The sequence below is a fragment of the Marinifilum sp. RC60d5 genome (assembly GCF_052400665.1).
Lineage (GTDB): Bacteria > Bacteroidota > Bacteroidia > Bacteroidales > Marinifilaceae > JBQTGK01.
In genome coordinates, this window is the sequence record NZ_JBQTGK010000001.1 from 539,771 (window position 1) to 553,631 (window position 13,861).

Annotated in this window: 17 protein-coding genes; 10 read left to right on the forward strand and 7 right to left on the reverse strand. The window is 33.5% G+C overall.

Going from position 1 to position 13,861, the window contains the following annotated elements; all coding sequences use genetic code 11:
* Nucleotides 1–9 precede the first annotated feature (9 nt).
* The 4 genes from ACT3CE_RS02145 to ACT3CE_RS02160 form a co-directional block, all read right to left on the reverse strand.
* The gene (locus ACT3CE_RS02145) at nucleotides 10–756 is read right to left on the reverse strand and encodes an isoprenyl transferase (RefSeq protein WP_444708123.1); all 747 of its coding nucleotides are present in this window, start codon (nucleotides 754–756) and stop codon (nucleotides 10–12) included.
* 3 nt (nucleotides 757–759) lie between these two features.
* On the reverse strand, nucleotides 760–1,425 hold the full coding sequence (gene porG, locus ACT3CE_RS02150; protein ID WP_444708124.1) for a type IX secretion system protein PorG: 666 nt from the start codon (nucleotides 1,423–1,425) through the stop codon (nucleotides 760–762).
* Nucleotides 1,426–1,636: 211 nt separating this feature from the next.
* Entirely contained in the window at nucleotides 1,637–2,521 is an 885-nt protein-coding gene (locus ACT3CE_RS02155) for an NAD kinase (protein ID WP_444708125.1), read from the reverse strand.
* A 131-nt stretch (nucleotides 2,522–2,652) separates the two neighbouring features.
* Nucleotides 2,653–3,357 (reverse strand): CBS domain-containing protein, encoded by a 705-nt coding sequence (locus tag ACT3CE_RS02160; protein WP_444708126.1) that lies wholly within the window; start codon nucleotides 3,355–3,357, stop codon nucleotides 2,653–2,655.
* 71 nt (nucleotides 3,358–3,428) lie between these two features.
* On the opposite strand from ACT3CE_RS02160, the gene ACT3CE_RS02165 reads away from it, so the two are divergent.
* Both ACT3CE_RS02165 and ACT3CE_RS02170 read left to right on the forward strand, forming a co-directional pair.
* Nucleotides 3,429–4,142, forward strand: a complete 714-nt coding sequence (locus ACT3CE_RS02165; protein ID WP_444708127.1) for a pyridoxine 5'-phosphate synthase — start codon at nucleotides 3,429–3,431, stop codon at nucleotides 4,140–4,142.
* A 95-nt stretch (nucleotides 4,143–4,237) separates the two neighbouring features.
* Entirely contained in the window at nucleotides 4,238–5,047 is an 810-nt protein-coding gene (locus ACT3CE_RS02170) for an alpha/beta fold hydrolase (protein ID WP_444708128.1), read from the forward strand.
* 405 nt (nucleotides 5,048–5,452) lie between these two features.
* On the opposite strand, the gene ACT3CE_RS02175 is transcribed toward ACT3CE_RS02170, so the two are convergent.
* From ACT3CE_RS02175 to udk, 3 genes are all read right to left on the reverse strand, one after another.
* Nucleotides 5,453–6,556 (reverse strand): hypothetical protein, encoded by a 1,104-nt coding sequence (locus ACT3CE_RS02175; protein WP_444708129.1) that lies wholly within the window; start codon nucleotides 6,554–6,556, stop codon nucleotides 5,453–5,455.
* Between the two features lie 101 nt (nucleotides 6,557–6,657).
* Complete coding sequence (locus ACT3CE_RS02180; RefSeq protein WP_444708130.1) at nucleotides 6,658–7,380, reverse strand: 3'-5' exonuclease; 723 nt, start codon at nucleotides 7,378–7,380, stop codon at nucleotides 6,658–6,660.
* A gap of 84 nt (nucleotides 7,381–7,464) precedes the next feature.
* Entirely contained in the window at nucleotides 7,465–8,082 is a 618-nt protein-coding gene (gene udk / locus ACT3CE_RS02185; RefSeq protein ID WP_444708131.1) for a uridine kinase, read from the reverse strand.
* Between the two features lie 90 nt (nucleotides 8,083–8,172).
* On the opposite strand from udk, the gene ACT3CE_RS02190 reads away from it, so the two are divergent.
* The 8 genes from ACT3CE_RS02190 (at nucleotide 8,173) to ACT3CE_RS02225 (ending at nucleotide 13,813) form a co-directional block, all read left to right on the forward strand.
* Nucleotides 8,173–8,475: a Dabb family protein gene (locus tag ACT3CE_RS02190; RefSeq protein ID WP_444708132.1), complete on the forward strand. Its 303-nt coding sequence runs from the start codon at nucleotides 8,173–8,175 to the stop codon at nucleotides 8,473–8,475.
* A 43-nt stretch (nucleotides 8,476–8,518) separates the two neighbouring features.
* A complete protein-coding gene (locus ACT3CE_RS02195; protein WP_444708133.1) occupies nucleotides 8,519–9,499 on the forward strand; it encodes a type I phosphomannose isomerase catalytic subunit in 981 nt (326 codons plus the stop codon).
* A 154-nt stretch (nucleotides 9,500–9,653) separates the two neighbouring features.
* Nucleotides 9,654–10,256 carry a ribosome biogenesis GTP-binding protein YihA/YsxC gene (gene yihA, locus ACT3CE_RS02200; RefSeq protein WP_444708134.1) on the forward strand — a complete coding sequence of 201 codons (603 nt, stop codon included), beginning with the start codon at nucleotides 9,654–9,656 and terminating at the stop codon, nucleotides 10,254–10,256.
* A gap of 180 nt (nucleotides 10,257–10,436) precedes the next feature.
* Nucleotides 10,437–11,369, forward strand: a complete 933-nt coding sequence (locus ACT3CE_RS02205) for a ribose-phosphate pyrophosphokinase (RefSeq protein ID WP_444708135.1) — start codon at nucleotides 10,437–10,439, stop codon at nucleotides 11,367–11,369.
* Nucleotides 11,370–11,485: 116 nt separating this feature from the next.
* Nucleotides 11,486–12,064, forward strand: coding sequence for a 50S ribosomal protein L25/general stress protein Ctc (locus ACT3CE_RS02210; protein WP_444708136.1), 579 nt, complete (start codon nucleotides 11,486–11,488; stop codon nucleotides 12,062–12,064).
* Between the two features lie 181 nt (nucleotides 12,065–12,245).
* The gene (pth, locus tag ACT3CE_RS02215) at nucleotides 12,246–12,821 is read left to right on the forward strand and encodes an aminoacyl-tRNA hydrolase (RefSeq protein ID WP_444708137.1); all 576 of its coding nucleotides are present in this window, start codon (nucleotides 12,246–12,248) and stop codon (nucleotides 12,819–12,821) included.
* 18 nt (nucleotides 12,822–12,839) lie between these two features.
* Nucleotides 12,840–13,214, forward strand: coding sequence for an RNA-binding S4 domain-containing protein (locus ACT3CE_RS02220; protein ID WP_444708138.1), 375 nt, complete (start codon nucleotides 12,840–12,842; stop codon nucleotides 13,212–13,214).
* Nucleotides 13,215–13,273: 59 nt separating this feature from the next.
* Complete coding sequence (locus tag ACT3CE_RS02225; RefSeq protein WP_444708139.1) at nucleotides 13,274–13,813, forward strand: DUF4924 family protein; 540 nt, start codon at nucleotides 13,274–13,276, stop codon at nucleotides 13,811–13,813.
* Nucleotides 13,814–13,861: the final 48 nt, after the last annotated feature.

The window sequence follows — 13,861 nt, forward strand, 5'->3', positions numbered from 1 at the left end:
GGTTAATTCTTAATTGTCATTTAATTGTTCACTAGTTTTACCAAATCTTCGTTCTCGGTTCTGGTAATTTAAAAGTGCCTTATATAATTCTTCTTTTGTAAAATCGGGCCAAAATAGTTCGGTAAAATACAATTCTGAATAAGCAATTTGCCAAAGCAAAAAATTACTGATTCTATTTTCACCGCTGGTTCGAATTAAAAGTTCAGGATCAGGTATCCCCTTTGTTGTAAGGTGATTCTCGAAAACAGCATTAGAGATTTGATCTGGAGATAATTCTCCTTTAGCAATTTCTCCTGCAATATTTTTTACTGCATTTACAATTTCCCATCTTGAACTATAGCTTAGTGCTAAAACCAGAGTTAAACCCGAATTGCTTGCTGTTGTCGAAATGGTACCATTTAATTTAGCTCTCACCTCCTCTGGTAAACTGCCTAAATCGCCAATAGCTTGTAATCGAACATTATTCTTCATTAAAGTAGGGGTTTCATTTTCAATTGCTTCCACAAGCAAAGACATTAAACCCATTACTTCATCTTTAGGACGATTCCAATTTTCTGTTGAAAAAGCATAGAGTGTAAGATAGGATATTCCTAATTCTGCAGCACCTTCAACAGTTTGTTTTACTGCCTCAACGCCATTCTGATGTCCTATAATTCGGTGTTCGCCGCGCATTTTTGCCCAACGTCCATTTCCATCCATAATAATTGCCAGGTGATTAGGCAATTTTTCTTTTATGATTTTATCCTTGAATGACATATTCTATTTTACAAATCTATCGTATGAATGACAAGCTTCATTATCTGGAAATAGCTTATAGCTAAGCATAATTCCGAAAAAAGAGGCCCAATCATTATTGTGCATTAAATTGCTTTCATTAAAATTGTTTGGGTCATCTAAATGATCCAAATCATCGGTAAATGTTTTTCTAAAACTCCACTCCAGAGCCGCTGTCCACCTACCACCAAGATTATACTTAAATCCCGCACCCATAGGTATTGTAAATGACGATTCGGTACTGCTTGGAGCTATATAACCAATCCCTGCCGTAACATAAGGAACAAGTCGTTTTGTTTTTGTTTTTCCAGGTGCCCAAAATGGTTGAAAATTAAATTCAGCCTGTAATGACAAATCAACCACATCAGTATCAAATGAAGCTCCTCTATTTTGCTGATAATAATTCTTAGCATCGAGGTCTTCGCCACTTAATCCGGAAAATATCATACTTGCTCTAAGAGAATATCGGGAGTTAAAATTATATCGATAAATTCCCCCTATTGCAACTGAACTTGAGTAAAAGTGATTAGTTGGATTAATGTCTCCCATATAGTAGGAAACTCCTCCAAAAAAACCTAACTCAGCTTTGGTTTGCGAAAATGCCGAATTACTAACGACAAAAAACAGTATCCCAAAAATCAGTTTATACATGAAAAACAAGTTTGTATTTTTTCTCCTCACAAACGAATATTAACCTAATGAATACCCTATAATCATTGATATGATTAAGGCACAAGCAACCTAAATTCATTCACAAGCTACAAAAGTAACATATAATCTTAAAAAACCTTATTCAGCAAGAAAAATAAAACGATTGTCTCGTTAAATTTTGTTAAAATAAAAAGTATTGTTCCTGAGATTATTAATTACGTTTATCAACACCCCACATTAGCTTGTTTCGCAAGGTTCCGTAGAAACTATGTGTTTTTAGTTTTAAGACCTTTATTTGAAAATTAGCTCTTTTAATTTTAAGCTCAATTGATGAATCGAAGGTACACGAACGAGAATCAAGAGAAGCCATATATGCCTTACTCCTACCTTCTACTCTTAATGTAATTTCGTGATGATTAGGAACTACAATTGGGCGTACGGTAAGGTTATGAGGAGAAATGGGTGAAATCACAAAATTTTGAGTATTCGGAATTAATATGGGCCCACCTGCACTTAAGGAATATGCTGTTGAGCCTGTTGGTGTGGATATAATAAGCCCATCGGCCCAATAAGAATTCAGGTATTCATTATTAAGATAAGTATGAATGGTGATCATTGAAGCCGAGTCGGTTTTGTGAACAGTAAATTCGTTTAGTGCATAATTGAATTCTTCAAATAATCCATTTTTTGAGGTTTCCAACTGAAGTAGACTTCTCTCCTCGATGGTAAACTCACCTGCAATAATATCTGCCAAAGCCTGTGGTATTTCATCCTGAGCTATATCGGCCATAAAACCTAAACGACCACTGTTAATTCCTACAATTGGAATACCTGAATCACGAACAACACGAACAGCGTCCAAAAAGGTTCCGTCTCCTCCAATGGAGAAAACATACTTTACATCCTTATCCAAATCTTCGTATCCTGAAAAGTATCCCCCCACAGGAGGCTTAAAATTTATTTCCCGAATCAAAAAATCATACAAAGGCTCATAAATGAATATCTCCACATTGTGCTTTGTGAAAACTTCAAACATCATTTTAAAGCTATCAGTAAAATTTTCGTTAAATAATTTACCAAACAGGGCTATTTTCATTGTATTGCAGTTTGATTGTAAAAGTTGCTACTCCATATTTTTTAAATGGAAAATTCGGAATAAGCTTGTGACAAATATAAATGATTCTGCAAATCTTCAAACCCCAGCTTACATAAAATTGTAAATTACTTTTATATATTTAAAAAGCGCATAAAAGAATTGTAGCGATCCTCCAGCACATCTTTCATATCATCTTCACGTACATAAGTAGTTTTAATGGTATAATCGTATCGCAAAAAAGTTTGAATTATTGAAGTAAGATTACTGTGATTTACTTTAATTGTCAACTCTATTTTTCGGGAATCGGTAGAAGATTTCACATAAAGACTTAAAATTTTAGCATCGTTACTTTCAACAATACGAGATATTTCGCTTAATGAGTAATCTACAGAATTTAATTCTAGAACAATTATTCCTCCTGGTTCTCTAACAGAAAATATCCTTTCTATGTATTGCATTAAATCGTTTAGCGTAATTAGGCCAAAATAAGTTTTTTCATCTTCTAAAACAGGAATTACCGTTAACTTTAAGCGTGACACAATTTCAATAATATCATAGATGTGCTGATTTGCTGACACATAAGGACTAAACAATGACAACTTCTGTCCTCCAATTGGATCTTCTGCCTTATTTAAATCATAGATATCATTATCAGAAATTAATCCCAAAAATTCATCGCCCTTCACAATTGGCAAATGTGAAACCCTAAATATTTCCATCCAATTAAGAGCTTGTATTCCTGTATCTGTTTCGCGCAATACCGGAACAACATCAGAAATTAAATCTTTTGCTATCATATTTACCTGTTTTCTAGGAATTACTTTTAATTTTGCCAAGAGGTAATATCAGTTTTAAACAATATAACTCCACATACCCGTCATTCTTTTTAATTTAAGATTTCATAAAAATGACTAGACTTAGTGTAAATATAAACAAAATTGCGACATTAAGAAATGCCCGCGGAGGTAATACTCCTAATGTTTGCGAAGCCGCAACAAACTGTGAACGGTTTGGTGCTGAAGGAATTACCGTACATCCTCGACCAGATGAAAGACACATTCGTTATCAGGATGTTAAAGACTTGAATCCTCTGGTAACTACTGAATTTAACATTGAAGGTTATCCTTCGAGTGATTTTATTGATTTAGTTTTAAAAACCAAGCCCGATCAAGTAACACTTGTTCCTGATCCTCCCGAAGCAATAACTTCAAATGCAGGATGGGATACTGTAAAAAATAAAGATCTATTAATCGGGATTATTTCAAAATTTAAGGCCGAAGGTATTCGAACATCTATATTTGTTGATACTAATTTAGCTAATATTGAAGGGGCACTGGCTACCGGAACCGATCGAATTGAATTGTATACCGAACCTTACGCTACAAATTATCCTATTAACAAACAAGAAGCTATACGTCCTTTTGTAATCGCTGCTAAAAAAGCAAGCGAGCTGGGTTTAAAAATTAATGCAGGTCACGATTTAAGCCTGGAGAATTTGAACTATTTTTATAAAAACATTCCAAATTTGGCCGAAGTATCAATTGGTCATGCTTTAATTTCTGATGCTTTGTATTTTGGACTTGAAAATACCATTCAGATGTATCGAAAGTGTTTAAAATAAATATTTCGAACTAAAAAAATATCAGCGAGGATGTCTTATTAAAAAAGACATCCTTTCTTTTTTTATTTTAAAGCTCTAATTATATCTTTATTTACATGAAATTAAATTATAGAAAATTTGGGGAAGGACATCCTCTTATAATTGCACATGGCTTATATGGCTCGTCGGATAATTGGGTAAGCATTGCCAAAGAGCTTGCTACTAATTTTGAGGTATTTTTAATCGACCAAAGAAACCATGGGGCTTCTCCTCATACAAATTCTCATACTTATCAGGATTTAAAAGAAGATTTGCTGGAATTTATGGACGACCATCACATTGAAAAAGCAACCCTTTTAGGACACTCGATGGGTGGAAAGACGGTTATGTTTTTTGCGGCCGAGTATCCCGAAAGAGTTAGTAATTTATTGGTAGCAGATATCGCTCCAAAAAATTATTCAGAAATTTCAGCTGGCTCAAGTCAAAATATCGACCATAAAAATATTGTTTCGGCAATGTTAAATTTTAAATTCGACAACTTTAAATCAAGAACCGAAATAGATCAAAAATTATCGGAAGATATTAAGAGCAAGCGAGTACGCCAGTTTCTATTAAAAAATTTAAAGAGAGATGGTGAGAAAAAATTTAGCTGGAAATTAAATATTGAGACCATTAGTAAATTTCTTCCTCAGATAATGGATGGAATGAACAAAAATGATTTTATACATGGAAAAGGAATAAGCGGTTTTCCTGTTCTTTTTATGCGAGGTGCCAATTCGAATTACATTACTGATGATGATCACAATTTAATTCGTACCATATTCCCTTATGCCGAAATAACTACTATTCCTAAAGCAGGCCATTGGTTACATGCCGAACAACCAAAGTTACTGGTAAAAACAATTGAGTATTTCGTATTAGATTAATTACCTGAGTTCTGATAAAATAATCAACACAAAGAGTCATTTTTGTTCAAAATCTAATTTAAACTCCTATCAAATTGCCGTGGTATCTTAAAGAATTGATGCGTAAAGTTTGGATGAAGATTATCCAACAATAAGCCGTAAGCAATAAATGACAACTAATTACATAAATAATGTAATCTAATCTCATTTTTGTAGATTATACCACTAATAATATAGATTCTAATCGCGAAAATTATGAATCTATTTCATATTTAATAGATTATATTATCGTTTATATGGATTTTTTTAATGTTTTTAATGATTAAAAACACTAAAATGCTAATTCATTACACAATAAGGCAAGAGCATAAAACAAAAAAACTCCGCCAAAAGCGGAGTTTTTTTATTGTTATATCTCAAGTAAGTTTACCATTCACCACCTAATTTTATGAATTGCGATCGTGCCTGAATATTAAAAGAATGAATATCTCCCTGATAAGGCTCAATATCTTCTTCGTACAAATAAGCCACAACTTTCACATAAAAGGTATCGCCTAAAGCGAGACCAAAATCGCCGGCATTCTCTTCTTCAAGAATAATACTCTCCATATCACCACCAGAAGCTGGTTGCCAATTTGATGTGTATAAAGGATTATTTTCATCTTTCTCAGAATTTAAAATTTCGATATAATAAAATGCATCGGCATTATTAATAGCCTTCCATTCTACACGTAAAGACAAAGCTCCTTCTCCAGCATTATGATCAGGGTCGATCGATTGATAATTTAAAGCTTCAATATCCTCATTATAAATTTCATCAACAAGCTTATACTCTTCTCCTGATGTCATTTTCACATAAAACTTAACTGTTTCGGCACCACTAAAATTTTCGAAATATTCATTAGCGTCTATTTCCTGTAAACGCCATACGGTTTCGCCTGTCGAACTTTGTGCTTCAATTAAATCGTAAGTTTTATTTTCAAGAATTACTTTAGCCTCTTCAACATTATTTCCCTTAACTTCAAACTCGTAACGATACATACTCTCATAGGCTCCATTACTCAAAATAACTTCCTTTACAAGAACGGCATCTGCAGTTAAATCTTCCAATTCGGGTATTGAGGAATAAAAATCCCAGTTGCCCAAAGAACTTTTTAAGAATAAATGATTTGCTGTTGAAGATTTATCGATTGTATATTCCCTTATATTTCCAATAGTTTCATCATCTATTGTAAGTACATTATCATCAGATAAAGTCCAGAAACCCGCCTCATCATTATCTCTTCTGCCACTAAAATCCTGCTTTACCAAATCTCCACCACCATTAAATCGATACACCAAAATAGCATCGTCGGTAAAGTAATTTTGATTTTGATACGGATTAGCATACCAATATTTATTTTTTAAATCGCTGGTTTGAAATTCAAATTCTTCCTCATCACCTCCTCCACTGCTTCCGCAGGATGATAGAAACATACTCCCCATAATTAGGGCCGCAAATGATAGTTTTTTATATAATGAACAATTCATTTCTATATTTTTTAATTTAAAATTAGGATTTATTTAATGCAATAAAATTATCAATAGGCTTAACACGAAAAAACTCAATTTATTGTACAATATCAAGTGTATTACAATAATATTCTTTCAAAATTTTCGGCAGAAATTAACTTCTGTCCCTGATAGCGCAAAAACAGCTGAGCTGTGGCCAATATATCTTTTTCGCAGTAAATGGCTATTCGTTCTAAATCTCTTTCTTTCCAGTAAACTTCTCCTACCATTGAACCATCAATATCATCTTTCGGAGTTGGAATATTAAAAACTTCGCACAATAAAGCCAAGGAGGTATAATGTTTATAATCTCCAAATTTCCATAATTCCATTGTATCAACAAACTGCACTTCCCAGGGCTTTTTACCTGCAACATCGAGTACCTCCGGTAATTTTAGTCCATTAATTAATATTCGTCGGGCGATATAAGGAAAATCAAACTCTTTGCTATTATGTCCGCATAAATTTCTGTTTGGTTTTTCACAAAACCGATTTAGCATTTCAGAAAAATCTGCAAGTAATTTTTTTTCATCGTCACCAAAAAATGATTTTGCAACAAACTTTCTATTTCCATTTTTATGCAAAATCATCCCAGTCGAAATACAAACAATTTTACCAAATTCGGCATAAATACCTGCTCGTTGATATACATCTGCAGCACTTTCATTATCTTTTCTAAAATAGTTCGATTTTTTCTCCCATAGTTCCTGTAGCTTTGGAGATAATGCTTCAAAAGAATGATTTCCAGAAACGGTTTCAATATCGATAAACAGTAAACTCTCAGCTTTAATTTTATCCAGCATACCTATAACTTATCATAAATAAAATGAAAAGTTATAAAAAAAGGAGACATGAACAAAGTCTCCACAATATATTTTATCAACAGCTTAAATTTGCACTTTTAAATTTTTCTTGATGTAATGTGTTAATATATCAATCGCAACAATATTATTTCCACCCTGCGGAACTATAATATCAGCATAGCGCTTTGTTGGTTCTATAAACTGTAAATGCATTGGTTTTACGGTTTTTTCATAACGATCCAAAACTTTATTTACAGATCTTCCCCGTTCAACAATATCTCTTTTAATCACTCTGTTTAACCGATCGTCAGCATCGCAATCAACAAAAACTTTAATATCCATTAAATCTCGCAAATCGCATTGTGTTAATGCCAAAATTCCTTCTACAATAACAACTTCTTTTGGCTCAACTTTAATGGTTTCTTCAGAACGTAAACACGTTAAATATGAGTATATTGGTTGATTAATGGCTTTTCCTTCCTTCAGCTGTTTAAGATGTTTCACCAAAAGCTCAAACTCTACAGAATTTGGATGATCAAAATTCATTTCCTGTCTTTCTTCCAAAGTTAGGTGTGAATTATCGCGATAATAGGAATCCTGAGGCAAAACAGCAACTTCTCCTTGCGGTAGTCTCTCAATTATTTTTCTAACTACAGTAGTTTTCCCGGAACCGGTTCCTCCGGCAATTCCAATAATCAACATGTTGTATGATATTTAGGTGTTTGGTTCAAAAATGATAATTTTGCATTAAATTAGGCCGGAAAGTTAATAATAATTTAAAAAAGAATTAAAATGATTAAGCACATAGCAATGTTTAAATTCAAGGCTTTTGGGTCGGAAGAAGAAAAGAAAAACTTTTGCAGCAGATTGACTGAAGCCTTCGACGGATTAGATAAGATTATTCCTGAAATTAAATTTTTACAAATTGGATTTGATGAATTACACACCGATGCTTCATACGATTTTGCTGTTAATGTTGATATTGAAAGTCTAGACGATTTATCAGTTTATGCCAATCATCCCGAACACGTAAAAGCGGTTACGGTAATTAAAGAAATGGCGATAGATCGTAAAGTTATCGATTACGAATTTTAAGTATCCAAAGCCATAAACATCAAATTAATTAATTGCATAAAAAATGAGTTTGTATCCGTTAAAATTTCAACCTATCCTAAAAGATAAAATTTGGGGAGGAAACAAATTAAAAACAGTTTTGAACAAAGATTTTTCTCCACTACCAAATGCTGGTGAAAGTTGGGAAATATCTGGTGTAGAAGGAGACATTTCGGTTGTTAGCAACGGTAAACTTGCTGGCAACAATCTGGAAGAGCTTATCGAAGTTTACATGGGCGACCTGGTTGGTGATCATGTGTATGAAAATTTTGGAATGGAATTTCCATTGCTGATAAAATTTATCGATGCCAACGATGTGCTGTCAATTCAGGTTCATCCCGACGATGAAATGTCAAAAGAAAGACACAATGCATTCGGAAAAACCGAAATGTGGTATGTAATTGAAGCTGATAAAGGATCGGAATTAATTGTAGGTTTTAATCAGCAAGTTGACAAAGAAAAATACGTTGCCAAATTAAACGAAGGTAAACTAGAAGAAATCCTAAATAATGAACCTGTACAAAAAGGAAGTTGCTTTTATATTCCTGCAGGAAGAGTTCATGCCATTGGAAAAGGAATTTTACTAGCTGAAATCCAACAAACATCGGATGTTACCTATCGCATGTATGATTGGAACAGAACCGACGACAAAGGCAATCCTCGTGAGCTACATACCGAACTTGCACTTGATGCAATTGATTATAGTTTTGAAAAAAAATACAAAACCGATTACGAAACCAAAATTAATGAGTCTTCTGAATTGGTTCGCTGTCCATATTTTACTACTAATATATTGGAATTCGACAAGGCAATCGAAACAAATTATCATGACTTAGATTCCTTTGTGATTTATATGTGTATGGAAGGTCAGTTTGTTATTGAAACTGAAGGAACAGCAAAAGCCTTAGTTAAAAAGGGCGAAACAGTTTTAATTCCTGCTTCGATAGATACAGTTACACTTTGTCCCGATGAAAAAACGAAGGTTTTAGAAGTTTACATTAAATAATAAAATCTATTTTTAGAATAAGAATAAAAAACCTCTTAGTAAAGAGGTTTTTTTTATTTCCATTCTAAAAAACAATCCCGGTAAATTTAATTTCAATTGAATTTCGTATAATTTAAGAATCTGTATACCTTTGCCCATGAAAATATAGAGCAAAATGAATATTACTACAGCCGAATTTATGATGTCCAACTCGGACGTGAAAAAATGTCCCAAGCCCAATAAGCCTGAATTTGCATTTATTGGACGATCGAACGTTGGAAAATCATCCTTAATTAATATGCTCACAAAGCATAAAAATTTGGCTAAAATATCAGCTAAACCAGGAAAAACGCAACTGGTAAATCATTTTCTTATCAACAAAGAATGGTTCTTAGTCGACTTACCAGGCTATGGTTTTGCTAAAGTGGCAAAATCAACGCGACAAAGATTTTCGAAATTAATTTTTAATTATATAGAAAGCAGACCCAACTTAATTAACCTTTTTGTTTTAGTGGATTCGAGACACGAACCTCAGGCAAAAGATACTGAGTTTATGGAATGGCTAGGAATTAATGGCATCGCATTCTCTATTATATTTACTAAAGCCGATAAACTTACTAAACGCAAATTATCGGAAAATTTAAAAGTCTACGAAAAAAAGATGCTGCAATCATGGGAAGAAATGCCTCCATATATTGTTAGCTCTTCATCATCGGAACAAGGAAAAGAAGAAATATTAGCCTATATCGATGAAAACATGAAAATGGCACAAGAATAAATAACTGAAAAGAAGATCTCTGTAAAAGAAATCTTCTTTTTATTTTAAATACAAATTAAAACTGAAGAATTCAGTTGGTCAAAATATTTGCGACAAAGAAATATATTTCATTCATTTGCCGCAAATATTCATAAATTTGCACAGTAAAACATATCTGATTTATAAACAAATAATACTTTAATGAAAGCCCCGATTAAAATCTTTGCCGGTTCAAACAGCGAGCATTTGGCAGGTAAAATTGCAGAAGCTGCAGGATTAAATGTTGGAGAGTCGAGCATTGTTAGATTTAGCGACGGAGAATTTGAAACCTGCTATGAGGAGACAGTTCGTGGATGTCACGTTTTTATTATTCAGTCAACTTACCCACCAACGGATAATTTGATGGAATTGTTATTAATGATTGATGCTGCAAAAAGAGCTTCGGCCTATAAAGTTTGTGCGGTAATCCCTTATTTTGGTTTTGCTCGTCAAGACAGAAAAGATCGCCCAAGAGTTGCCATTGGTGCAAAATTAGTAGCTAATCTTTTAATGGCTGCTGGTGTTGATCGAGTTATGACTATGGATTTACACGCTGATCAAATTCAGGGATTCTTCGATATTCCAGTAGATCACCTTTATGGATCATCTGTTCTTCTTCCCTATTTAGAAAGTTTAAATTTAGAAGATTTGGTTATTGCATCACCAGACATGGGAGGTAGCAAAAGAGCTAATGCCTATTCAAAATATTTGAATGCTGGACTAGCTATTTGCCACAAATCAAGAGAAAAAGCTAATGTTGTTGGAGAAATGACTGCCATTGGTAAAGTTCGTGATAAAAATGTTGTAATCATAGATGATATGATTGACACAGCAGGAACAATTACCAAAGCAGCCGATATGCTAAAAGAAAAAGGAGCTAAGAGTGTCAGAGCAATTGCATCGCACGCAGTTCTTTCTGGTCCTGCTTACGAAAGAATCGAAGAATCGGCACTTGAGGAAGTTGTTTTTACAAACTCGATTCCATTAAAGCAAGAAGCTTCTAAAATTAAAGAATTAACTATTGCAGATATTTTTGCGAAAACAATTATGAATGTTTACAATTGCGAATCAATTAGTTCCAATTTCATTTTATAATTTATATCTTTGCGCGGATTTTAGGTAAAAAAATTATAAACGTGTGATGGGATGTTAGCCGAACCTTTTTTACCGGGTATTGAAGATAGCATTGAGTAGCACAAAATTCATATCAAATGAAAACTTTAGAATTAAAAGGTTCTTTAAGAACTGACTTAGGAAAAAAAGCGACTAAAGCTTTACGTAAAGAAGAAATGGTTCCTTGTGAATTGTATGGTGGTGGCGAAAACATTCACTTTGCTGTAAACGAGAAAGACTTAAACAAATTGCTTTATACTCCAGAAACTTTTATCGTAAAATTCGATATCGAAGGGAAAGAGTTTACTGCAGTAATGAGAGAAGTTCAATTTCACGCTACTACTGACAAAGCTATTCACGCTGACTTTTTCCAGGTATTCGAAGACAAAGCTTTCGAAGTTGAGATTCCAATTAAAGTTGAAGGATTCGCAAAAGGTGTTCAAGCTGGTGGTAAATTAGCTGTAAACTTGAGAAAACTTAAAGTTAAAGCTTTAATGAAAGATCTTCCTGAATTCTTGCCTATCGATGTTACTGAACTAGGTCTTAGTAAAAGTACTCAGATTAAAGAGCTTGATTTCGAAAACCTTGAATTGCTTAATGCTAAAAACGCCGTTGTTGTACAAGTTAAGCTTACAAGAGCTGCTCGTGCTGCTGCTATGTCTACTACAGAAGAGTAATCTCTTTTTTAGCAAAAAATATAACCTCCCGAGCCATTGGCATGGGAGGTTTTTTACTATCAGCAAATAACAGTTTACGGTTTTAAACAAATATTCTACCTTTGATTCTGTTATGATTCGATTCTTAAAAAATCTATTCGGAATAAATTTATCCCCGAAAAAGGAAATAAATAATAATTACATGAAATATTTGGTTGTGGGCTTAGGTAATATTGGTGCTGAATATCACAATACCCGACACAATATTGGTTTTAATATACTTGATGCTCTTGCCGAAACGGCTAAAATTGAATTTAAAGATGCCAGATATGGAGCAATGGCAGAGTATAAATTTAAAGGTCGCACTTATGTACTGGTAAAACCTAGTACCTACATGAATTTAAGCGGTAAAGCAGTTAACTACTGGCTTCAGAAAGAAAAAATACAAGTTGAAAATATGATGATCTTAGTTGATGACCTTGCTCTTCCTTTTGGAACTTTACGACTTCGTCAAAAAGGTAGTGATGCTGGACATAATGGTTTAAAGCACATTAACGAAACTCTGGGACACCAAAACTATGCTCGACTTCGTTTTGGCATTGGTAACGATTTTAACAAAGGTCAACAAATAGATTATGTTCTTGGCAAATGGAGTCCCGAGGAAACAGAAAAGTTACCAGAACTATACAAAATCTGTATCAACATGATAAAAGGCATGAGTACCATTGGAATTCAACGTACCATGACTGCCTACAATACAAAAAAAAATAGCAAATAAATTTCTTAAGCACATTACATGGACGATAAGGTAAGAGTTGACAAGTGGATGTGGGCAGTTCGGATTTTTAAAACCCGAAGCATGGCAGCCGAAGCTTGCAAAAAAGGAAAAGTAAGTATGAATGGGCTTACAATTAAACCTTCGAGAGAAATTCGAATTGATGATAAAATTGACATTCGCTTTCCTCCTATAATTCGAAGCTACCGGGTTAAGGCAATATCAGGAAAACGAATGTCGGCCAAACTTGCGGTTGATTTTATGGAAGATATTACCGCTCAAGATCAACTGGATTTATTAAATGCCACAAAATCGTATGGCTTTGAACACAGACAAAGAGGTGCGGGTCGTCCTACCAAGCTGGAAAGAAGATTAATTGATAAACTTAAGCAATAAACAGTTAGCTGCAAACAGTAAAAAGCTGTAAGAGATAACAAACAAATGAGAACTGAAATATGATTATAGCACAAGAAAAAAAGAAAAGCAATTTAGCCGAGTATATCTTATATATGTGGCAGGTAGAAGATATAATCAGAGCCTGTAAATTTGATATTAATCTTATTGATAAAAACATTATTTCTCAGTTTAAACAAGATGCAGAAACTCATCAGAAAATTCGCGACTGGTACGAAAATTTAATGGAAATGATGAAAATTGAGAAAGTTGAAGAAACGGGTCATCTTCAAATTCTTAAGAATAATGTAAACGAATTATACGATTTTCATTTGTTCTTGCTAAACAAAGCAAAAGACGTTGCTTATACAGGATTTTTTCAGCAAGCCAGTGGTAATATCAACGAATTTCGCCAAAAATCGCAGGCTAAAGAGGAGAATAACGATATCGAGGTTTGCCTTACCGCCTTATATGGAATTTTAATGCTAAAACTTCAGCAAAAAGAAATCTCAAAAGAAACTATTGCTGCTGTAACCACTTTTAGCCAGTTAATTTCCGATTTAACTGTTAAGTACAAAGCATTCGAAGAGGAACAAGAATAATTCCAACACTATAAATTACAAAACACAATATTTAATAGGTTGTCAAAT